We start from the raw sequence: 20,279 nt of genomic DNA, 5'->3' as shown, positions 1-20,279 counted from the left end.
ACGCCATGCCGGAATGGGGCGCGCGAGGCACCCGAGGGGCGGACGGTGGCGGAGGGTAGCCGCGGCGGTACGGATGCACCCCGCGCGTGCCTCGGCCCGCCCCTGGACGGGCAGGGATTCCGGATCCATGACGCGCTACGACACTACGACGCTGCGACGCTGCGACGCTACGAGGACGAGGATACGGACGAGGACGTGCAGCCGACGAGCACCGCGTTGGTCGCGCGCTTCGTCGTCCGTAGCGTGACCTCGGTGTCAACCTGGCTCGTTCGCTGGTCGATGGTGACGTCCTTGCGGCCGACCTCGGAACCGTCCGCCGCCTGCGAGCGCAGGGTGCACACGCCCTTGTCGTCGGCGCCCTTGACGACCTCCAGATGGACCTTGACGGCGTGGTCGGACACCGCGTCCCAGGTGATCACCCGGCCGCTGAGGTCCTGTCCGGAGATGTACGACACGCCGGCCCAGCCGACCGCGCCCAGGAGGCCGGCACCGAGCACCGCCCCGATGATCTTGAGCTTGCGGTCCGCGCGCCGGTCCGCGGAGCGGCCGTAGCGTCCGTCCGGGAGCCCTTCGCGCACCGCGGCCATCGATCCATCCTCCTGGTACGGGGACCTGGAGCCGGCTCGGGAACCCCCCGGGGGGTCCCCGCCCCAGGGAATACAGCGCCCCCTCGCTTCGGTCACTATAGGAGGCATCTTCTCCGGCCCTTAACTGAGGATCGAGTCTTGACTGAGCAGCTGCGTTTGATGGCGGTGCACGCCCACCCCGACGACGAGTCGAGCAAGGGTGCGGCCACCATGGCCAAGTACGTGTCCGAGGGGGTGGACGTGCTGGTCGCCACCTGCACAGGCGGAGAGCGAGGTTCCATCCTCAACCCGAAGCTCCAGGGGGACCCGTACATCGAGGAGCACATCCACGAGGTACGCAGGAAGGAGATGGACGAGGCCCGGGAGATCCTCGGCGTCAAGCAGGAGTGGCTGGGCTTCGTCGACTCCGGGCTGCCCGAGGGCGATCCGCTGCCGCCGCTCCCCGAGGGCTGCTTCGCCCTGCAGGACGTCGACGAGGCGGCCGGGCGGCTGGTCAAGCTGATCCGGGACTTCAAGCCGCAGGTCATCACGACCTACGACGAGAACGGCGGCTACCCGCACCCGGACCACATCATGACGCACAAGATCACGATGGTGGCCTTCGAGGCGGCCGGCGACCCGGAGAAGTACCCGGAGGCCGGTGAGCCCTGGCAGCCGCAGAAGCTCTACTACAACCAGGGCTTCAACAAGCCGCGGACCATCGCGCTGCACGAGGCGCTGCTGGCCCGCGGCATGGAGTCGCCGTACGGCGAGTGGCTGGAGCGCTGGAAGCAGTTCGAGCGCCGCGAGCGCACGCTGACCACCTACATTCCGTGTGACGAGTTCTTCGAGATCCGCGACAAGGCGCTGATCGCGCACGCCACCCAGATCGACCCCGACGGCGGGTGGTTCCGGGTGCCGATGGACATCCAGCGCGAGGTCTGGCCGACGGAGGAGTACGAGCTCGCGAAGTCGCTCGTGGACACTTCCCTCCCCGAGGACGACCTCTTCGCGGGCATCCGCAACAATTGACCCCATGATGAGCGCGACCAGCACCCTCGCCCTGACGCACTTCGTCACCCTTGCCGACAGCTTCGACAAGGACAAGGTGACCCCCGGCGTCCTCGGCTTCATCGTCTTCGCGGTCATCGGCGGCGCCGTGTGGCTGCTGATGAAGTCCATGAACAAGCAGATGAAGAAGGTCAACTTCGAGGAGCAGCCGGAGGAGGGTGAGGCGGGCACCACCGCCTCCGCCGCCCCGGCCGCCGCGAAGCCGAAGACCGGCTGAGGACGGCCGAAGACCGGGCGCGGTCGACGGCCGGTCTCCTGGCAGCGACCGGCTGACCGCCCCGGCGGCTCGCCGGCCCGAGCGGCCGGCGAGTCGTTGCGTGTCTCCATGAGCTGCTCCGGTACGGCCGCGGGCCATGGCCAGGTGGTCGCCCGCGCGCGGGCGGCACCGGAAGCCGGGGCCGCGGGTCGCCGTTCCCGGCGGGCCCGTCAGTCCCCGACCGACGGGCCGGCCAGGACGCCCATGACCTCGCGGGTGTGGCGGTCCGGGACCATGCCGAGCCGCCATGCCTGCCAGCCCGTTTCCGGCTCCACGCCGCGCTCCAGCAGGATGGCGAACGCCTCCGCGCAGTCCTCCAGCTTCGCGTCGCGGGCCGGGTGCTTGTCCCGTATGAGGCGGTCCAGCTCTTCCTGCGCGACGGCCGCGCCCACCACGGAACCGCCCGCCGAGGCGAACGGCAGCAGCGTGCAGCGCAGGAAGCGCGCCCAGTCCTCGCCGCGCCGGTCGCCGTAGCCGGCGAACGTCCCGGCCGCCTCGTCGGCCAGCTCCAGCGCCTGGGCCGCCCGCCCGTTACCGGCGTCGATGATCACCAGCTCCAGGCAGGACCACGCCTCACCGTGCGGCACCCCGATCCGCGCGAAGTCCTTGCGGGCGTCCTGCAGCAGCTGCCGGGCGAAGCCGCTGTTGCGCAGCGAACCGGTCTGCTCGGCCCGCAGATCGCGGGTGACCCGCCCGGAGTGGTGCCGGGCGCAGGCCAGGCCGTAGCCGTCCTGCATCCGGCTGAACATCGTCCGCGAGCGCTCCAATTGCCGCAGTGCCGCGTCCCGTTCGCCGCGCTCCTCCAAGGCCTGCCCGAGGTAGTACATCGTCCACGCCTCACCACGGGGGTCCTCGTGCTGGCGGTGCAGCGGCAGCGCCTGCCGCAGCCGGTCGGCCGCCGGCCCCGGCTCGCCGGCCACCAGCCGGGCCCGGGCCAGCTGGGTCATCGCCCAGGCCGCGCCGCGCTCGTCCTGGGTACGGCCGTACAGCTCCAGCGCCGCGTGCAGCGCCTGCTCGGCCCGCGGCACCTCGCCCGTCCGCAGATACACCTGGCCGAGCTGGAAGTGCGCCCACGCCTGGCCGTGCACGCTCTCGCTCTCCTCGTGCAGCTCCAGGGACTCCCGCAGCATGGCGAGGGCCTCGGCGAGCTGCGCCCGGTCCCGCTCCACGGCCGCCAGGGCGTGCAGCGTCCAGGCGCGGTCGCCGTGCATGTCCGGGCCGGACTGCAGCTCCAGCGCCTCCCGGAGCTTGACCGCGGCCTCCTGGAGGTTGCCCTGCTGCTGGAGGGTGATGCCCAGATCGCGCAACGCCCGCGCGGCGCCCGCCGGATGCTGCGCCTCGAAGTAGAGATCCACCACCGACGACAGGGTCGTCCGCGCCTTGTCCAGCTCGCCGAGCTGCCGGGCCGCCACACCCGTGCGCCACTGCACCGAGCGGACCAGCAGCCCCTGGCCGACGGCCCGGGTGAGCTCGCTCAGCTCCCCGAGGCGGTAGAGGTCACCGCGCAGCAGGCAGTAGTCGGCCAGCGCGCCCAGCAGGTGCGAGACCGTGGCCTGGTCGACGTCCTGGTCGGCGTGGCGCAGCGCGGCCGTGATGAAGCTGGACTCGTCGTCCAGCCACTGCAGGGCCGCGTCCAGGGACGTGAAGCCGTGCGAACCGAAGCGGTCGGCGCGGGTCGAGGTACGGCCGTCGACCAGCCGGATGACCGAGTCGGCGAGCTCCGCATAGCCGCGGATCAGCCGCTCCTGGGCCGCGCCGCGCTCCCCGGGCTCCTCCTCGTCCACCAGCCGGGCGTGCGCGAAGGCGTGCACCAGGGAGTGCAGGCGGTAGCGCTCGCCGCGGACGTGCTCGATGAGGCCGGCCCGGGCCAGGGCCGTCAGCTGCCGTTCGGCCTCGGAGGTCTCGACGCCGAGCAGCGCCGCGGCGGCCGCCGCCCCCAGGCTGGCCCGGCCCACCAGCGCCAGCCGGCGCAGCAGCCGCCGGGCCGGCTCGGGGCGGTCGGCGTAGCCCAGGGCCAGCGCCTGGTCCACCGGCGGGGCCGGGGGACCGGCCGCCAGCGCGGTGGCCAGCTCGGCGGGGGTGCGCGCGCCGAGCGAGGAACCCACCACCCGCAGCGCCAGCGGCAGGCCTCCGCACAGCCCGGAGATCTCGTCGAGCGCCCGGGCGTCGTACGGCTCCGCCGGGGCGTCCGCCGGCCGGGGCCGGGACTCCCGCCCGCCCGCACCGCCCGCGGTCCCCTCGCCGGCCGCCGCGGCGGCGCGCAGCAGCTCCTCGGTGCCCGCGGCGTCCAGCGGCCCCACCGGCAGGTGGTGCACCCACGCCTCCAGGTCCTCGGGAAGCTTCAACGGCTCCCGGGACGTCACCAGCACCAGGCTGTCGGACCGCTCGGGCACCAGCGTGCGCACCTGCTCCGGGTCCGCGGCGTCGTCCAGCAGGACCGTCACCGGCAGGCCCGTCAGATGCTGGTGGTACAGCTCGGTGAGCCGCTTGACGTGCTGCTCCTGGGAGGGGCGCTCGCGGAACAGCAGCTGCTCGCGGGGCGCGCCGAGTCGGTTGAGCAGATGCAGCAGCGCGTCCCGGGTCGGCAGTGGCACCTCGCCCGGGGTGTCGCCGCGCAGGTCCACCACACAGGCGCCGCGGAACTGGTCGCGCAGCTGATGGGTGGCCCGCACCGCCAGCGCCGTACGCCCCGATCCCGGCTCGCCGTGCAGCACCACCACCGTCGGCCGGGTCTCCGTGGACGCGCGGGCCGCCTGCACCCACTGCGCGATCCGGGCCAGCTCGGCCCGCCGGCCGGCGAACGGGCCGTCGGCCTGCGGCAGTTGGGAGAAGGAGTGCTCCAGTACGGACCGCTGCCGGGCCGCCGCGCTCCGGTCGGCGCCGCGCAGCTGCGGCCCCCGGGTGGTCTTCGTGGTCGTCGCGCCGTCCTTCGCGCCGCCGCTCCGGGCCGCCGCCGTCAGCATCCGCTGCTGGTCCAGGAACGGCCGGATGCCCCGCACCTCCAGTGCCGTCAGCCACTGCAGCCGCAGCTGCTCCGCACCGCCGGGCTGCCCCCGCCGCCCCGCCTCACGGTGCGCGGCCGGCCAGTGGCCCGCGGTCAGCTTCACGACCGTCGCCGCCGCGCCCGCCACCAGCACCGCGGCCCCGACCCCCAGCGCCGCGCCGCCGCCCGAGCCGTACGCGAGGTCCGTGCCGAACGCCGCCACCGCCGCGACGCCGGTCGCGACCGCGGGCGTGCCCAGCTCCTTCGGCGCCAGCCGCCGCCCCAGCGACGGCCGGCCGGCGGCCGCCTCGTCCAGCGCCCGGACGTAGGCGGTGTACTCCTCGGCGGCGCTGTCCGCCAGCCCGTCCAGCGCCGCCCGCGCTCTGCCGAGCAGCGCCGCCCCGTCCAGCCGCCCGCCCGAGCGGCGCACCTCCTCCTCGACGGCCCTGGTCAACAGGGCCTCCGCGTCCGCACGATGGTCCTCGCGCAGCGCAGCCAGTGAGACCGGCATGACGTCCCCCTCCGCAGTTACCGCAGTCTCCGGCGTCGATCTTCGCCGTACGCACAGTGTTCCGCCTCCGCGCGGATTCCGGCAGGCTTGTGGATAACTCCCTCCGCTCCCGTCACGGCGGGCCTCGGTGGGAGAGGATGGACCCATGCCGAACCGCCTGGCCCATGAGACTTCCCCGTATCTGCTCCAGCACGCCGACAACCCCGTCGACTGGTGGCCGTGGTCCGCCGAGGCGTTCGACGAGGCCCGCCGGCGCGGTGTGCCGGTGCTGCTGAGCGTCGGCTACAGCTCCTGCCACTGGTGTCACGTCATGGCCCACGAGAGCTTCGAGGACGCGGACACCGCCGCCCTGCTCAACGAGCACTTCGTCGCGGTCAAGGTCGACCGCGAGGAGCGGCCGGACGTGGACGCGGTGTACATGGAGGCCGTGCAGGCCGCCACCGGCCAGGGCGGCTGGCCCATGACCGTCTTCCTCACCCCCGACGCCGAGCCGTTCTACTTCGGCACGTACTTCCCGCCCGAGCCGCGGCACGGCATGCCGTCGTTCGGGCAGATCCTCGAAGGGGTGCGAGCCGCCTGGACGGACCGCCGGGACGAGGTCGGCGAGGTCGCCGGGCGGATCGTGGCCGACCTGGCGGGCCGTTCGCTGACCGAGTCGCTGCCCGCCGACCGCCGCCCGCCCCGGCCCGAGGAGCTGCACGCCGCCCTGATGGGCCTGACCCGCGACTTCGACGCGGTGCGCGGCGGATTCGGCGGAGCGCCCAAGTTCCCGCCGTCCATGGTGCTGGAGTTCCTGCTGCGCCACCACGCCCGCACCGGTTCGGCGGGGGCCCTGGAGATGGTGCAGGCGACCGGCGCGGCGATGGCCCGCGGCGGCATCTACGACCAGCTCGGCGGCGGCTTCGCGCGCTACGCGGTGGACGCCACCTGGACCGTGCCGCACTTCGAGAAGATGCTCTACGACAACGCCCTGCTGTGCCGGACCTACGCGCACCTGTGGCGGACCACCGGCTCGGACCTGGCCCGCCGGATCGCCGTGGAGACCGCCGACTTCATGGTCCGCGAACTCCGCACCGGCCAGGGCGGCTTCGCCTCGGCCCTGGACGCGGACAGCGACGACGGCACGGGCCGGCACGTCGAGGGCGCCTACTACGTATGGACGCCGGAGCAGCTGCGCGCCGTACTGGGGGAGAAAGACGCGGAGTTCGCCGCCACGTACTTCGGCGTCACCGAGGAAGGCACCTTCGAGGAGGGCGCCTCGGTGCTCCAACTCCCCGACACGGACATGCCGGCCGACGCCGAGCGGGTGGTCTCCGTCAAGCAGCGGCTGCTGGCGGCGCGCGAGCAGCGGCCGCGCCCCGGCCGGGACGACAAGGTCGTCGCCGCCTGGAACGGCCTGGCCATCGCCGCGCTCGCCGAGACCGGCGCCTACTTCGACCGCCCCGATCTCGTCCAGGCCGCCACCGACGCCGCCGACCTGCTGGTCCGCGTCCACATGGACTGGCAGGCCCGGCTGCACCGCACCTCCCGCGACGGGGTGCCCGGCGGCAACTCCGGGGTCCTGGAGGACTACGCCGACGTCGCCGAGGGCTTCCTCACCCTCGCCTCGGTCACCGGCGAAGGCGTCTGGGTGGACTTCGCGGGCTTCCTGTTGGACACCGTGCTGCTCCAGTTCACCACCGAGGACGGCGCGCTCTACGACACCGCCGCGGACGCCGAGTCGCTGATCCGCCGCCCCCAGGACCCCACCGACAACGCGTCGCCCTCCGGGTGGACCGCGGCGGCCGGTGCGCTCCTGTCGTACGGCGCGCTGACCGGCAGCGACCTCCACCGGAGCGCGGCGGAACGCGCCCTGGGCATCGTCACGGCGCTCGGTGGCCGGGCCCCGCGCTTCATCGGCTGGGGGCTCGCGGTCGCCGAGGCGGCGCTGGACGGGCCGCGGGAGATCGCGGTCGTCGGTCCGCAGGGCGATCCGGCCACCGCCGCCCTGCACCGCGCCGCGCTGCTCGGCACGGCACCGGGCGCGGTCGTCGCACTGGGCACCCCCGGGACCGAGGAGGCCGACGCGGTGCCGCTCCTCAAGGACCGCCCGCTGGTCGACGGCGAACCCGCCGCCTACGTGTGCCGCCACTTCACCTGTGAGCGGCCCACGACGGACCCCGAGGAGCTGGCGGAGCGCCTCCGGGGGTGACGGCAGGGACCGGGGCCTCCCAGGGGCGGCCCCGGGGCCGGGTCGTTCGGCGCACGCCCCTGGAAACACCGTCCCAAGTCCTAGGACCAATGACCGGTTTGACCTTGACGTGCGCGTCAAGTTTTAGCCTCGGGTCATGACGAACCGCACATACCGCGAAGTCCGCCTGGCCGCCCGTCCCACGGGGCCGGTCACCGATGACCTCTTCGAGATCGTGGAGGTCCCGGTCCCCGAACCCGGGCCCGGCCAGGTGCTGGTCCGCAACACCCACATGGGCCTCGGCGCCGTGATGCGCAGCCTGATGGACGAGCACAACGACGTGCCCATCCCCTCCTACGAGGTCGGGGCGCCGCTGCACGGCCATGCGATCGGCGAGGTCGTGGCCGCCCCCGGTACCGACCTCAACCCCGGTGACCTGGTGGAACACCAACTCGGCTGGCGTGAGTACGCGCTGCTCGATGCCGACGCGGCCACCCGCCTCGATCCGGACCTGATGCCCGACCCCGCCGCGTACCTCTCCCAGGGCGCCACCGCCCTGATGGGCATCGAGCGCGGCGCCGAAGTACGCCCCGGCGACACGGTGTTCGTCACCGGCGCGGCCGGCGGCGTGGGCACCCTGGCCGGCCAGGTCGCCCGCCAGTTCGGCGCGGCCCGGGTCATCGGCAGCACCGGGTCACAGCAGAAGGCCGACCGCCTGATCAAGGAACTGGGCTATGACGCGGTGGTCATCCGCGGCGCCGGCCCCATCGAGGAGCAGCTGCGCGAGGCGGCCCCGGACGGCATCGACGCGGTCTTCGACAACGTCGGCGGCGAGCAGCTGGAGGCCGCCCTCGCCCTCGCCAACCGCGACGCCCGGGTCGCCATCGTGGGCGCCCTGGCCAGCCAGCTCTCCCCGGACGGCACGACCGCCAAGGTGGCGGTCGACAGCCTCTCGCTGCTCATCCGGAGCATCACCCTGCGCGGCATCGCCCTCTACAAGCACCTGGACCTGATCCCCCAGTGGAACCGGCGGTTCGCCGCGGGCCTCCGGGACGGCACCCTCACCTTCCCGCACGCCCGGCTGCAGGGCCTCGAACAGGCGCCCCGGGCGCTGCGCGAGCTCACCGAGGGCCGCCATCTGGGCGCGGTCGTCGTGGAGTTGTGAGGCGGGGGTAGCGGTCCGGGTGCGGACGATGGCCGTGGTCGTCGCCCAACCGGCCGTTGTCAGGGGGCGGTTGTAGCCTGCAGGCGTGACGACCTTGCTGGGGCACCGGCCCCTTGTCCAGGAGGCCGCGGCGCTGCGGTCCGGCGCGGACGACCCCGTCGACGCGGTGCGGCGCACCTGCGACCGCATCGACGCCGTCGATCCGCGGGTGCGGGCGTTCGTGCCCGAGGACGGGCGGCGTACGCGGCTCCTGGAGGCGGCGCGGGAGCTGGCGGCGGCCGGTCCGCCGGGCCCCGCCGGGCGGCCCGCGCTCTACGGCGTACCGGTCGGCATCAAGGACATCGTGCGGGTGGACGGCCTGCCCACCCGCGCCGGATCGGCCCTGCCGCCCGAGGCGCTGGCCGGTGCGCAGGCCGTCGTGGTGGACCGGCTGCGCGCGGCCGGCGCCCTGGTGGCGGGCAAGACCGTCACCGCGGAGTTCGCCGTCACGGCCCCCGGCCCGACCCGCAACCCGCACCACCCCGCCCATACGCCCGGGGTTCCAGCAGCGGTTCGGCGGCCGCGGTCGCCGCCGGCATGGTGCCGCTGGCCCTCGGGACGCAGACCGTCGGCTCGATGATCCGGCCCGCCGCCTACTGCGGCGTGGTCGGCTTCAAGCCCACGTACGGGCGGATACCGCTCGACGGCGTGATCCCCAACGCCCTCAGCTTCGACACCCTGGGGTGGTACGCCACGGACGTGGCGGGCGTCGCGCTGGCCGCCTCGGTGCTGCTCGACGGCTGGCGCGGCGGGCGCGGCGGCCCGGAGCGTCCGGAGCGGGTCCCGGGCCGGCCCTCGCGCCCGGTGCTGGGCGTGCCGGTGGGTCCCTATCTGGAGCGCGCCGGCGAGGAGGCGCTGCGCGCCTTCAAGGAGCAGCGCGAGCTGTTGGGCGCCGCCGGGTACGAGGTCCGCGAGGTCCCGGTGATGGACGATTTCGACGCGGTGGTGGAGCAGTTGTTCACGATGAACCGCTACGAGGTCGCGCGGGCCCACGCCGACTGGTTCGCGCGCTTCGGCGACCGCTACCGCGAGCAGACCACGGCGGCCATCCGGCAGGGACAGGCGATCGGGGACGCCGCCTACGAAGCGGCCCGGACGCGCCGGGCCGCGTTCCGCACACGGCTCGCCGCCGCGTCGGCCGGGGCCGGCATCGACCTGTGGCTCGCCCCGGCGGCCACCGGCCCGGCCCCCGCCGACCTCACCACCACCGGCACCTCGATCATGTGCCTGCCCTGGAGCAACGCCGGTCTGCCGTCCCTCAGCCTGCCTGCCGGACGGGCCGCCGACGGGCTGCCGCTGGGGCTCCAACTCGTCGCCATCGAGGGCGCGGACGAGGCCCTGCTGGAGGCGGCGACCGGCATCGAACGCATCCTGAACGGGGCGGGTGGCGAGGGGGCGAGCGGGCGCTGAACGACAGGACGGGGGACCGCGAGGGAGCGGAGAACCGGGGGAACCCGCCGGGCGAGGGGCAGCGGGCCGTCCCGCCACGGGAGGCGCCGATGCGGATCGGGGACGCCGCGGCGGCCGCGGGGATGACACCAAGGGCGCTGCGCTACTACGAACAGCAGGGCCTGGTGACGGCCCGGAGGACCCCTTCCGGGCACCGGGTCTACGACGCCGAGGACATCCGCCGGCTCCGGGCGGTCCGCGAACTGCGCGAGGCCGGACTGACGGTGGGCGACGTACGGGCCTTCGCGCACCTGCTGCGCACCATGCCGCCCGAGGGCGTGCCCGCGCTGATCCCCAAGGACCCGCGCGCGGAGCGGTGTTCGACGGCGGAAGCGGTGGCCCGGCGCCGGCTCGCGGACCTGGACGACCGCATCGAGCGGCTCTCCCAACTACGGGCGCGGCTCGCGGCACGCCTGGGCGAGCCGGCGGACGGTCCGGGCGCCGCGCCGCCCCCGGAGGCCCCCGCCGCTACGGCGTGAGCCCGCGCGCCAGCACGTCCATCGTCTGGTGGGTCAGCCGGACCAGCTCCTCCAGACCGGGCGTCCGGTCCTCCCCGGGCGTCCCGCCTTCCCCGGGTGCCCCGGCCCCCGCCACCCAGGCCAGCATCGCCTCCTGGAGGGCGGCCAGGACGGCCGCGCTGACGACCCGTAGCTCCAGGTCGTCGGCCGGGCGCCCGGTGCGCTCGGCCAGCACGGCGCAGATCGTGGCGGTGTTCCGGGCGGTGTTCTCCGCCGTGCGGCCGCGGATCGCGGGCACTTCGCGGACCAGCCGGATGCGCTGGACGAGGTCGGTGCGGTCCTCCGGGGACAGGCCGTGCAGGGCCTCGACGGTGACCCGGCGGACCGACTCGACGATCGGCTCGTCGGCGGGCCGGGACCGCAGTCCGGTGGCCAGCACGGTGTCGTACTCGTCGGTGAGCACGAGGTCTTCCTTGGTGGGGAAGTAGCGGAAGACCGTGCTCGGCGAGACGTCGGCGGCCTCGGCGATCCGGTCCACGGGGGTCGCGTCGTAGCCCCGCTCCGCGAAGAGCCGGTACGCGGCCCGCCGGATCGCCTGCCGGGTCTTGACCTTCTTCCGTTCCCGCAGCCCGGGCTTCGGCGTTCCGGTGCGGGTGGCGGAGGTGCGTGCGGAGACCATGCACAGCATTCTCGGGCACCGGTCGTCCGGCGGGCCACGGTCGCGTCCGGGCCCGCGAACCGGCCGGGCCGCCGCCGTTGTCAGTGGTGTCTGTCACTCTGTGAAGCAGGATGATTCACAGAGCGTGAAAAGTGGGGAGGGTGAGCTCCGTGAAATGCCGGTGCTGCGTTGGGGATCCGGTATCTCAGGCGTGATCTCAGGCGTGCGTGTAGGCCACCAGCGAGATGCCGACGTAGTGGACGACGAAGGCGGCGAGCGTGAAGGAGTGGAAGACCTCGTGGAAGCCGAACCAGCGGGGGGAGGGGTTGGGGCGCTTGATGCCGTAGATGACGCCGCCGGCGCTGTAGAGCAGACCGCCGACGACGACGAGCACGAGGACGGCGATCCCGCCGGTGCGCAGGAAGTCGGGGAGGAAGAAGACGGCGGCCCAGCCCATGGCGAGGTAGCAGGGGGTGTAGAGCCAGCGGGGCGCGCCGACCCAGAAGACGCGGAAGGCGATTCCGGCGAGCGCGGCCGCCCAGATCGCCCAGAGGAGTACCTGCCCGCGTGATCCGGGCACGAGCAGCATGGTGAAGGGGGTGTAGGTGCCGGCGATGATCAGGAAGATGTTGGCGTGATCGAGGCGGCGCAGTACGCGGTCCGCGCGCGGGCCCCAATTGCCGCGGTGGTAAAGGGCGCTGACGCCGAACAGCAGGCAGGCGGTCAGGGTGTAGATGGCGCAGGCCAGGCGGCCCCGGGGACTGTCGGCGAAGGCGGTGAGGAACACCCCGGAGAGCAGGGCGGCGGGGAACATCCCGGCATGCAGCCAGCCGCGGAGTTTGGGTTTGAGCGGCGCGGTGGCGGCGGCGACCGCCGCGATCGCGGGGGACGCGGTGGCGGGCCGGTTCTCGGCGGCGTCGGGCGCGGAAGTCATGGCGCAATGCTAGCTACGCGACCGTAGGTTACCGGTTCGTCCACGAGTGGTGACGGTCACGAAGGCGCCCTCTGGACAGATCGGTATTCGGGTCGGATGATCAAATGAGTGCGGACGGCACCGGATGAGCGGTCACGAAGCATCCGGGTCGCGGCCCCCAAGGGGCAACAACCAAAAGAAGCGGATTTTCCCGGCACACCGGGCATATATCCGTCCACACCCTCATCTAGGAGCGATCGTGGCGCGCGACAACGCGGCTCCCACCGTCCCGACCCGTCACCAGGGCCTCATTGCCTGGGTCGACGAAATTGCAGCGATCACCCAGCCCGACCGGGTCGTCTGGTGCGACGGCTCCGAGGCCGAGTACGAGCGGCTCGCCGAGGAGCTCGTCGCCAAGGGGACGTTCAAGAAGCTCGACCCGATCAAGCGCCCCAACTCGTACTACGCCGCTTCCGACCCCTCGGACGTGGCCCGCGTCGAGGACCGCACCTTCATCTGCTCCGAGAAGGAGGCGGACGCCGGCCCGACCAACCACTGGAAGGCCCCCGCCGAGATGCGGGAGATCTTCACCGGCGTGGGCGGCGAGGGCGGCATCTTCCGCGGCGCGATGAAGGGGCGGACGATGTACGTCGTTCCGTTCTGCATGGGCCCGCTGGGTTCGCCGCTGTCCGCCCTCGGCGTGGAGATCACCGACTCCGCGTACGTCGCGGTCTCCATGCGCACCATGACGCGCATGGGGCAGCCGGTCCTCGAGGAACTCGGTGAGGACGGCTTCTTCGTCAAGGCGGTGCACACCCTCGGCGCCCCGCTGGCGGAGGGCGAGGCCGACGTTCCGTGGCCGTGCAACTCCACCAAGTACATCTCGCACTTCCCCGAGGACCGCGAGATCTGGTCCTACGGCTCCGGCTACGGCGGCAACGCCCTGCTCGGCAAGAAGTGCTACGCGCTGCGCATCGCGTCGGTGATGGCCCGTGACGAGGGCTGGCTGGCCGAGCACATGCTGATCCTCAAGCTCACCCCGCCGCAGGGCGAGTCGAAGTACGTGGCCGCCGCCTTCCCGTCCGCCTGCGGCAAGACCAACCTCGCCATGCTGGAGCCCACGATCTCCGGCTGGACGGTCGAGACCATCGGCGACGACATCGCCTGGATGCGCTTCGGTGAGGACGGCCGCCTCTACGCGATCAACCCCGAGGCCGGCTTCTTCGGCGTCGCGCCCGGTACCGGCGAACACACCAACGCCAACGCCATGAAGACCCTGTGGGGCAACTCCGTCTTCACCAACGTCGCGCTGACGGACGACGGCGACGTGTGGTGGGAGGGCATGACCCAGGAGCAGCCCGAGCACCTCACGGACTGGAAGGGCAACGACTGGACCCCCGAGTCCGGGACGCCGGCCGCGCACCCCAACGCCCGGTTCACCGTCCCGGCCGGCCAGTGCCCGATCATCGCGCCCGAGTGGGAGGACCCGCGGGGCGTGCCGATCTCGGCGATCCTCTTCGGTGGCCGCCGGGCCAGCGCCGTACCGCTGGTGACCGAGTCGCTGAGCTGGCAGCACGGCGTCTTCCTCGGCGCGAACGTGGCGTCGGAGAAGACCGCCGCGGCCGAGGGCAAGGTCGGCGAGCTGCGCCGCGACCCGTTCGCCATGCTGCCGTTCTGCGGCTACAACATGGGCGACTACATGGCCCACTGGGTCGACGTGGCCAAGGACAAGGACCAGTCCAAGCTGCCGAAGATCTACTACGTCAACTGGTTCCGCAAGGACGACGCGGGCCGCTTCGTGTGGCCGGGCTTCGGCGAGAACAGCCGGGTGCTCAAGTGGATCGTCGAGCGGCTGGACGGCAAGGCCGAGGGCGTGGAGACCCCCATCGGCGTGCTGCCCGCCAAGGGTTCGCTGGACACCGAGGGGCTCGACCTCAGCGACAGCGACCTCGACTTCCTGCTCACCGTCGACAAGGACGTGTGGCGCGAGGAGGCGGCGCTGGTTCCCGAGCACCTCAACACCTTCGGTGACCACACGCCGAAGGAACTGTGGGACGAGTACCGCGCGTTGGTGCAGCGCCTCGGCTGACCGCCGCCGCTGCCGCTGCCGCCGGGCATCCGGCCGGGGCCCCGCACCGAGGGTGCGGGGCCCCGGCCTTGTTCGCTGCGGAGCACCGGGCCGTGGTGACGGAGCGCGAGGCGGAGGCGGTCGCGGGCGGCCGCCCGGGCGGGCCGGGGCCGATGGGCCGGTGGAGTGAACGGGTCGCGGCGGCCGGGGCGGGGAGCGGTGGCTCCGTAAGCCCCGTCTCAGGCTCCGGCACAAGCCCCTCAGGCGCTGGCCAGGTCCCTTATCGGGCCCGTGTGGGCCTCCATCCGCTCGGCCGCCAGGGCGATCACCGCGGTGTCGCCGCGGGAGGTGGCGACCGCCAGGGCGTTGCCGGCCAGGGTGCGGGCGCGCTGCTGGAGCGCCGCCGCGCGGGACGGGCTGCCGGCGTCCGAGGGCTCGGCGCGCAGCGGGTAGTGGCCGCCGCTCAGCCGCGCGACCTGCTCGGCGATGCGGTCGGCGGCCTCGGCCAGCGCGATGGCGTCCGGGGCCGGTCCGGCGCCGGGATCCCCGGCCGGACGGGCGTCCTGGCGCCGGGCCAGGGCGTGCAGCTCGTCGGTGACGGTGAGCAGCGCGGTCAGCTGTCCGGCGAGCCGGATGTCCAGCTCCTCCTCGCGGGAGCGGTGCGGGATCTCCGGGGCGGCGGCCATGGTGTGGACCGACTTGGTGCGGATCGGTTCGTACATGGGACGGCCTCCTGAAAAATGTCCAGGAAGCCATCCTAGCTTAGACGCTGTCTAAAGTTGTGGGTCGTATAGAAGTCGGCCCGGCTCAGTACTGTCCGTAACCGTCGAGGAAGGTGCCGATCCGGGTCACCGCGTCCGCCAGATCGTCCTTGCTGGGCAGGGTGACCAGCCGGAAGTGGTCCGGCTCGGGCCAGTTGAAGCCGGTGCCGTGCACGATCATGATCTTCTCGGCGCGCAGCAGGTCCAGCACCATCTGCCGGTCGTCCTTGATCTTGTACACCTTGGGGTCCAGCCGCGGGAAGGCGTAGAGCGCGCCCTTCGGCTTCACACAGCTGACGCCGGGGATCTGTGTCAGCAGCTCGTACGCGGTGTCGCGCTGCTCCAGCAGCCGGCCGCCGGGCAGCACCAGGTCGTTGATCGACTGCCGGCCGCCGAGCGCCGTGGCGACCGCGTGCTGGGCCGGCATGTTGGCGCACAGCCGCATGTTGGCGAGGATCGTCAGCCCCTCGATGTACGAGGAGGCGTGCGCCTTGGGGCCGCAGACCGCCAGCCAGCCGCTGCGGTAGCCGGCGACCCGGTACGCCTTGGACAGGCCGTTGAAGGTCAGGGTCAGCAGGTCCGGGGCGAGCGCGGCGAACGGGGTGTGGGTGACCCCGTCGAAGAGGATCTTGTCGTAGATCTCGTCGGCGCAGACGATCAGGTTGTGCCGCCGGGCGATCTCCGCGATGCCCTGGAGCAGCGCGTCGTCGTACACCGCGCCGGTCGGGTTGTTGGGGTTGATGACGACGATGGCCTTGGTGCGGTCGGTGACCTTGCGCTCGATGTCGGCCAGGTCGGGCATCCAGTCGGCCTGCTCGTCGCAGCGGTAGTGCACGGCGGTGCCGCCGGACAGCGAGACCGAGGCGGTCCACAGCGGGTAGTCCGGGGCCGGCACGAGCACCTCGTCGCCGTCGTCCAGCAGCGCCTGCATCGACATCTGGATCAGCTCGGAGACACCGTTGCCCAGGTAGATGTCGTCGACCGAGAGCTCGATGCCCTTGGTCTGGTAGTGCTGCATCACCGCGCGGCGGGCGGACAGCAGGCCCTTCGCGTCGCCGTAGCCGTGCGCCGTCCCGACCGTGCGGAGGATGTCCTCCAGGATCTCGGGCGGGCACTCGAAGCCGAACGCCGCCGGGTTGCCGGTGTTCAGCTTGAGGATGCGGTGACCCGCCGCCTCCAGCCGCATGGCCTCCTCAAGCACCGGGCCACGGATTTCGTAGCAGACGTTGGCGAGCTTCGTTGACTGGATCACCTGCATGTCCGCCACCTTACGGGCGTGTTTCGCCGCCCGCCCGGTGTTTTTCCCCACGTTGATCAGCGCAGGGTGTGGGGTTCCTCACCTTCGGTGACGGCTGTGGCTCCGGGCGGCGCGCCCGACGCCGCCGGCCGGCAGGGCAGCCGGCAGGGTCGCTGCTGATTTCGCGGCGGGGTGCGCGGGCGCACGGTCGTCCCGGTACGCTCCGGGCGCATGCCCACCTCGGCCCCGTTACCTCCCACCGTGCCCGCGCCGGCCGTCACCGCGCCCCCGTCGCACGGCCCGTTCGCGCTCCTCAACGACGAGCCGGTGGCCGAGTCCGGCGCGGATCTGCTCGGCGCCGGACGCGCCGCCCGCCAGCTCGCCGGCCTGCTCGTCGCCTCCCGCGGGTCCACCCCCTTCACCCTCGCCGTCGACGCCGGCTGGGGCATGGGCAAGAGCAGCCTGATGCGGCTGGTCGACGCGGACCTGGCGCACGCCCCCGACGTCCACACGGTCTGGTACAACGCCTGGACCTCGACCGGCGCCGACGCGCTGGAAGGGCTGATCAAGTCCGTCCTGATGCGCTTCGACCGGCGGGTGCTGCGCCGCGGTCTGGCGCGGGTCAGCGAGCGGCGCGCCCTGCTGCGGGCGGCCCGGGCCCTGACCACCGTCGTCGCGGGACCGCTCGGCATGGCCGGTCTCGTCGACGAGCTGTGGAAGGGCCTGTCGGTCAACTCCCAGGCGCGCAACGAGATGCGCGGGGCGATCGGCGAGCTGGTGCAGGAGTGGTCGCAGAACACCGAGTTCCGGCCGCGCCGGCTCCTGGTGGTCTTCATCGACGACCTCGACCGCTGCTCGGAGGAGACGGTGCTCGCGGTCTGCGAGGCGGTGAAGGTCTACCTGGACGTGCCCGGGCTGGCGTTCATGATCGGCTGCGACCGGTCGGCGCTGGGGCCCAACGGGCTGCTGCGCGACCTGTCGCCGGCCGGTTCGGCGTTCCTGGAGAAGATCTTCCAGACCAGCTACCGGATTCCGGCCCCCGACAACCACGGCGTCAAGGACTACATCCGGTGGTGCGCCCGGACCGCCGGCATCGAGCCGCTGCTCGACGACGCCCTGGTGGATCTGCTGGTCCAGCGCTCGGACCGCAACCCGCGCCGCATCAAACGCCTGGTCAACGGCTTCGTGCTGGAAGCGACCCTGAACCCGGTCTGGCGTGACTTCGGCCCCGACGCGGTGATCAGGACGCTGCTGCTGCAGTACTTCTATCCCGACTTCTACCGGATGATGACCGGCCCGTCCGGCACGGTGGACGGCGATGTGGTGGCCGAGTTCCGTACCTACCGCGAGGTGCGGCGCACGCTGCTGTCCGCGGCCGCGGTCCCGCCCCCGGACCACGAACTCACCCGGGTGCGGACCTTCCTCGCCTCGTACGACCTGCTGGCGCCGGCTCCGCTCGGGTCGTCGGGCGAGGCGGTGCTGACCGCGCTGGAGCGTCAACTCCCCACGGAATTCCCCACCTTGGTGATCAATCCGGCGTTCACCTCGCTGGTCGACGAGCTGACCGCCCGCCCGGACGCGGACCGGCTGCTGCAACGGCTGCGCGAGGGCCCGCAGGGGTCGGGCGACGAGCCGACCCGGATGTCCCAGGAGTGGGCCCCGATGTGGCAGAGCCTGCCGGACGTCCGGGCGGACGGCTACGGCGTCGGGTTCGGCCCGCCGCTGGCTTGGCCGGGCGAGGAGCCGTACGCCGGAGTGGGCGGCTACGGGGTGCCGCAGCAGCCGGCGCCGGCGGCCCGGCAGCAGCCCGTCTCCCCGTACCCGCAGCCGGGGCAGCAGGACGGTGGCTACCCGCAGCAGCCGCAACCCGCCTACCCGCCGCAGGTGCAGCAGGCCGGGTATCCGCAGCAGGGCCGCGTGTACCAGGCATCGCAGGGCGGGTATCTGCAGCAGAGCCCGTACCCGTCACTGCCGCCGTTCCACGTCCTGTGGGTCGACGACCAGCCGGAGCGCAAGGCCGCGGTGCGCACGGTGCTGGAGGGCCTCGGGGCGCAGGTGACGCATGTGGAGAACAGCGTCGACGCCGTGCGGGCGCTCCGCACCCACACCCCCGACCTGCTGATCTCCGACATCAGCCGGGGGCGGGACCACACCGCGGGCTTCGTCATGGTGGAACGGCTCAAGGAGGACGGGCAGTACGACGGGCCGGTGGTCTTCTTCACCATCCGCCGGTCCCCGGACCGCGAGGAGCGCGCCACGGCCCTGGGCGCCTCGCTCACCAACAACGAGCAGGAGCTGGGCGACCTGGCCCTGACCGCCGTCCGGGACCGGGCCCGCTCCGAGGCGCACCTATGGAGTGCGCCGCACCGCCCGCCCCGCCAGGACGTCCGTCCGGCGGCCGTCCTCGATGACGAAGCGCCCGTCGATCAGGACGTGCGGGATGCCGACGGGTAGCGTCCGCGGGGCCTCGAACGTCGAGCCCGCCGCCACCGTGTCCGGGTCGAAGAGGACCAGGTCGGCGCGGTAGCCCTCGCGGACGAGGCCGCGGTCGGGCAGCCGCAGCCGGGCCGCCGGACGGCCCGTCAGATGGGCCACGCACTCCTCCAGGGAGAGCACCCCCAACTCCCGGGCGTAGTGGCCGAGGTAGTGCGGGAAGGTGCCGTACGCGCGCGGGTGCGGCTTGTCGCCCTGGAGGATGCCGTCGCTGCCGCCGGTGTGCACCGGGTGCCGCATGATCGCGCGGACGTTCTCCTCGTGGCCGACGTGCTGGAGGATCGTCGAGCCGAGGCGGTCGTCGAGGAGGAGGCGGCGGGCGGTGGCCCAGGGGGCCTCGGCGCGCTCGGCGGCGGCCCGGGCGACGGTCTTGCCGACGCCGGAGGCGAGCGCGGGGTCGGCGACGCCGGAGATCTCGATGGTGTCCCACTCGATCGGTACGCCGTGGCAGCCGTCGGAGCCGAGCTCCTCGACGTGGTGGCGGATGCGCTCGGCGGTCTCGTCGTCGCGGAGCCGGGCGAGGGTGGCCTCCGGGCCGCCCTCGTTGGCCCAACTCGGCAGCATCGCCACGAGGGTCGTGGAGCCGGGGGTGTACGGGTAGGTGTCGAGACTGATGTCCGCGCCCGCCGCGATCGCGTCGTCGAGGAGGGCGAGGAGGTCGGCGGCCCGGCCCTTGTTCACGCCGAAGTTCATGGTGGCGTGGGCGAGATGGAGGGCGCAGCCGGCGGTGCGCGTGAGGTCGATCATCTCCTCGTACGCGTCCAGGGCGCCCGCCCCGTAACTGCGGTGGTGGGGACAGTAGTAGCCGTCGTACGAGGCCACCACCCGGCACAGCTCGGTGAGTTCGGCGTCCTTGGCGTACATGCCGGGGGTGTAGGTGAGGCCGGACGACATGCCGACGGCGCCCTGTTCCAGGCCCTCGGCGACCAGGCGCTTCATGCGGGCGAGCTCGGCCGGGGTCGCGTCCCGGTCGTCCCAGCCGACCGCGTACATCCGGACCGTGCCCTGCGGGACGAGGTAGGCGGCGTTGACCGCGATGCCCTGTCCGTCGAAGCCGTGGTCCAGGCGGTCGAGGTACCCGCCGACCGTCCGCCAGTCGAAGTCGAGGGAGGTGTCCCCGGGGCCGCCGCCGTTCCAGCCGGTGATGGCCTGGCGGACCTGGGCGAGGGTGCGGTCGTCGACCGGTGCGTACGACAGGCCGTCCTGGCCGAGGACTTCGAGGGTGACGCCCTGGGCGGCCTTGGCCTCGTGCGCCGGGTCGCGCAGCAGCGCCAGGTCGCTGTGCGCGTGCATGTCGATGAAGCCGGGGGAGAGGGCGAGGCCGCCGGCGTCCAGGGTGCGGCGGGCGGTGGGGCGGCGGCCGCCGCCCTCGCGCACGACGGCGGCGATCCGGCCGCCGTCGAGCGACACGTCCGCCCGGTAGGAGGCGCCGCCGGTGCCGTCGAGGACGCGTACGTCGCGGATGACCAGGTCCATGGCGG

At 73.1% G+C, this 20,279-nt stretch carries 14 protein-coding genes and 1 pseudogene; 8 read left to right on the top strand and 7 right to left on the bottom strand.

Features of this window, described 5'->3' with window-relative positions:
• Window positions 1–167 precede the first annotated feature (167 nt).
• Window positions 168–587 (bottom strand): DUF4307 domain-containing protein, encoded by a 420-nt coding sequence (locus OJ254_RS04410; protein ID WP_265361330.1) that lies wholly within the window; start codon window positions 585–587, stop codon window positions 168–170.
• Between the two features lie 138 nt (window positions 588–725).
• On the opposite strand from OJ254_RS04410, the gene mca reads away from it, so the two are divergent.
• Together mca and OJ254_RS04400 are read left to right on the top strand one after the other, a co-directional pair.
• A complete protein-coding gene (gene mca, locus OJ254_RS04405; RefSeq protein ID WP_265361329.1) occupies window positions 726–1,598 on the top strand; it encodes a mycothiol conjugate amidase Mca in 873 nt (290 codons plus the stop codon).
• A gap of 4 nt (window positions 1,599–1,602) precedes the next feature.
• Complete coding sequence (locus tag OJ254_RS04400; protein WP_261955964.1) at window positions 1,603–1,854, top strand: RAMP4 family protein; 252 nt, start codon at window positions 1,603–1,605, stop codon at window positions 1,852–1,854.
• 209 nt (window positions 1,855–2,063) lie between these two features.
• Here the strand turns inward: OJ254_RS04400 and OJ254_RS04395 are convergent, their stop codons facing one another.
• The gene (locus OJ254_RS04395) at window positions 2,064–5,387 is read right to left on the bottom strand and encodes a tetratricopeptide repeat protein (RefSeq protein WP_265361328.1); all 3,324 of its coding nucleotides are present in this window, start codon (window positions 5,385–5,387) and stop codon (window positions 2,064–2,066) included.
• A gap of 145 nt (window positions 5,388–5,532) precedes the next feature.
• On the opposite strand from OJ254_RS04395, the gene OJ254_RS04390 reads away from it, so the two are divergent.
• The 4 genes and pseudogenes from OJ254_RS04390 (at window position 5,533) to OJ254_RS04375 (ending at window position 10,689) form a co-directional block, all read left to right on the top strand.
• The gene (locus OJ254_RS04390; protein WP_265361327.1) at window positions 5,533–7,578 is read left to right on the top strand and encodes a thioredoxin domain-containing protein; all 2,046 of its coding nucleotides are present in this window, start codon (window positions 5,533–5,535) and stop codon (window positions 7,576–7,578) included.
• A gap of 136 nt (window positions 7,579–7,714) precedes the next feature.
• Window positions 7,715–8,722 (top strand): MDR family NADP-dependent oxidoreductase, encoded by a 1,008-nt coding sequence (locus OJ254_RS04385; protein ID WP_265361326.1) that lies wholly within the window; start codon window positions 7,715–7,717, stop codon window positions 8,720–8,722.
• 85 nt (window positions 8,723–8,807) lie between these two features.
• Window positions 8,808–10,171: pseudogene (locus OJ254_RS04380) on the top strand (amidase).
• A gap of 89 nt (window positions 10,172–10,260) precedes the next feature.
• On the top strand, window positions 10,261–10,689 hold the full coding sequence (locus OJ254_RS04375) for a MerR family transcriptional regulator (protein ID WP_265361325.1): 429 nt from the start codon (window positions 10,261–10,263) through the stop codon (window positions 10,687–10,689).
• Here OJ254_RS04375 and OJ254_RS04370 read toward each other — a convergent pair.
• Window positions 10,679–11,347: a TetR/AcrR family transcriptional regulator gene (locus OJ254_RS04370; protein ID WP_265361324.1), complete on the bottom strand. Its 669-nt coding sequence runs from the start codon at window positions 11,345–11,347 to the stop codon at window positions 10,679–10,681. The genes OJ254_RS04375 and OJ254_RS04370 overlap by 11 nt on opposite strands.
• A 196-nt stretch (window positions 11,348–11,543) precedes the next feature.
• Entirely contained in the window at window positions 11,544–12,260 is a 717-nt protein-coding gene (trhA, locus tag OJ254_RS04365) for a PAQR family membrane homeostasis protein TrhA (RefSeq protein WP_265361323.1), read from the bottom strand.
• Between the two features lie 238 nt (window positions 12,261–12,498).
• Here trhA and OJ254_RS04360 point away from each other — a divergent pair, with 238 nt between their 5' ends.
• Window positions 12,499–14,328, top strand: a complete 1,830-nt coding sequence (locus tag OJ254_RS04360; protein WP_265361322.1) for a phosphoenolpyruvate carboxykinase (GTP) — start codon at window positions 12,499–12,501, stop codon at window positions 14,326–14,328.
• Between the two features lie 239 nt (window positions 14,329–14,567).
• Here the strand turns inward: OJ254_RS04360 and OJ254_RS04355 are convergent, their stop codons facing one another.
• Both OJ254_RS04355 and OJ254_RS04350 read right to left on the bottom strand, forming a co-directional pair.
• Window positions 14,568–15,029: an SCO4983 family protein gene (locus tag OJ254_RS04355; protein WP_265361321.1), complete on the bottom strand. Its 462-nt coding sequence runs from the start codon at window positions 15,027–15,029 to the stop codon at window positions 14,568–14,570.
• Window positions 15,030–15,114: 85 nt separating this feature from the next.
• Window positions 15,115–16,326, bottom strand: coding sequence for a pyridoxal phosphate-dependent aminotransferase (locus tag OJ254_RS04350; RefSeq protein WP_030414689.1), 1,212 nt, complete (start codon window positions 16,324–16,326; stop codon window positions 15,115–15,117).
• A 210-nt stretch (window positions 16,327–16,536) separates the two neighbouring features.
• On the opposite strand from OJ254_RS04350, the gene OJ254_RS04345 reads away from it, so the two are divergent.
• Window positions 16,537–18,759, top strand: a complete 2,223-nt coding sequence (locus OJ254_RS04345; protein WP_265361320.1) for a P-loop NTPase fold protein — start codon at window positions 16,537–16,539, stop codon at window positions 18,757–18,759.
• Here OJ254_RS04345 and OJ254_RS04340 read toward each other — a convergent pair.
• Window positions 18,655–20,274: an N-acyl-D-amino-acid deacylase family protein gene (locus OJ254_RS04340; RefSeq protein ID WP_265361319.1), complete on the bottom strand. Its 1,620-nt coding sequence runs from the start codon at window positions 20,272–20,274 to the stop codon at window positions 18,655–18,657. The genes OJ254_RS04345 and OJ254_RS04340 overlap by 105 nt on opposite strands.
• Window positions 20,275–20,279: the final 5 nt, after the last annotated feature.

The organism is Streptomyces endophytica (assembly GCF_026153355.1).
Classification (GTDB): Bacteria; Actinomycetota; Actinomycetes; order Streptomycetales; family Streptomycetaceae; genus Streptomyces; species Streptomyces endophytica.
This window is presented reverse-complemented; position numbering and strand designations above follow the sequence as displayed.

Bases quoted from the DNA above. Each gene is read 5' to 3' on its own strand.
- OJ254_RS04410 (WP_265361330.1), bottom strand. From the start codon at position 587: ATGGCCGCGGTGCGCGAAGGGCTCCCGGACGGACGCTACGGCCGCTCC.
- OJ254_RS04400 (WP_261955964.1), top strand. From the start codon at position 1,603: ATGATGAGCGCGACCAGCACCCTCGCCCTGACGCACTTCGTCACCCTT.
- OJ254_RS04395 (WP_265361328.1), bottom strand. From the start codon at position 5,387: ATGCCGGTCTCACTGGCTGCGCTGCGCGAGGACCATCGTGCGGACGCG.
- OJ254_RS04390 (WP_265361327.1), top strand. From the start codon at position 5,533: ATGCCGAACCGCCTGGCCCATGAGACTTCCCCGTATCTGCTCCAGCAC.
- OJ254_RS04385 (WP_265361326.1), top strand. From the start codon at position 7,715: ATGACGAACCGCACATACCGCGAAGTCCGCCTGGCCGCCCGTCCCACG.
- OJ254_RS04375 (WP_265361325.1), top strand. From the start codon at position 10,261: ATGCGGATCGGGGACGCCGCGGCGGCCGCGGGGATGACACCAAGGGCG.
- OJ254_RS04370 (WP_265361324.1), bottom strand. From the start codon at position 11,347: ATGGTCTCCGCACGCACCTCCGCCACCCGCACCGGAACGCCGAAGCCC.
- trhA (WP_265361323.1), bottom strand. From the start codon at position 12,260: ATGACTTCCGCGCCCGACGCCGCCGAGAACCGGCCCGCCACCGCGTCC.
- OJ254_RS04355 (WP_265361321.1), bottom strand. From the start codon at position 15,029: ATGTACGAACCGATCCGCACCAAGTCGGTCCACACCATGGCCGCCGCC.
- OJ254_RS04350 (WP_030414689.1), bottom strand. From the start codon at position 16,326: ATGCAGGTGATCCAGTCAACGAAGCTCGCCAACGTCTGCTACGAAATC.
- OJ254_RS04345 (WP_265361320.1), top strand. From the start codon at position 16,537: ATGCCCACCTCGGCCCCGTTACCTCCCACCGTGCCCGCGCCGGCCGTC.
- OJ254_RS04340 (WP_265361319.1), bottom strand. From the start codon at position 20,274: ATGGACCTGGTCATCCGCGACGTACGCGTCCTCGACGGCACCGGCGGC.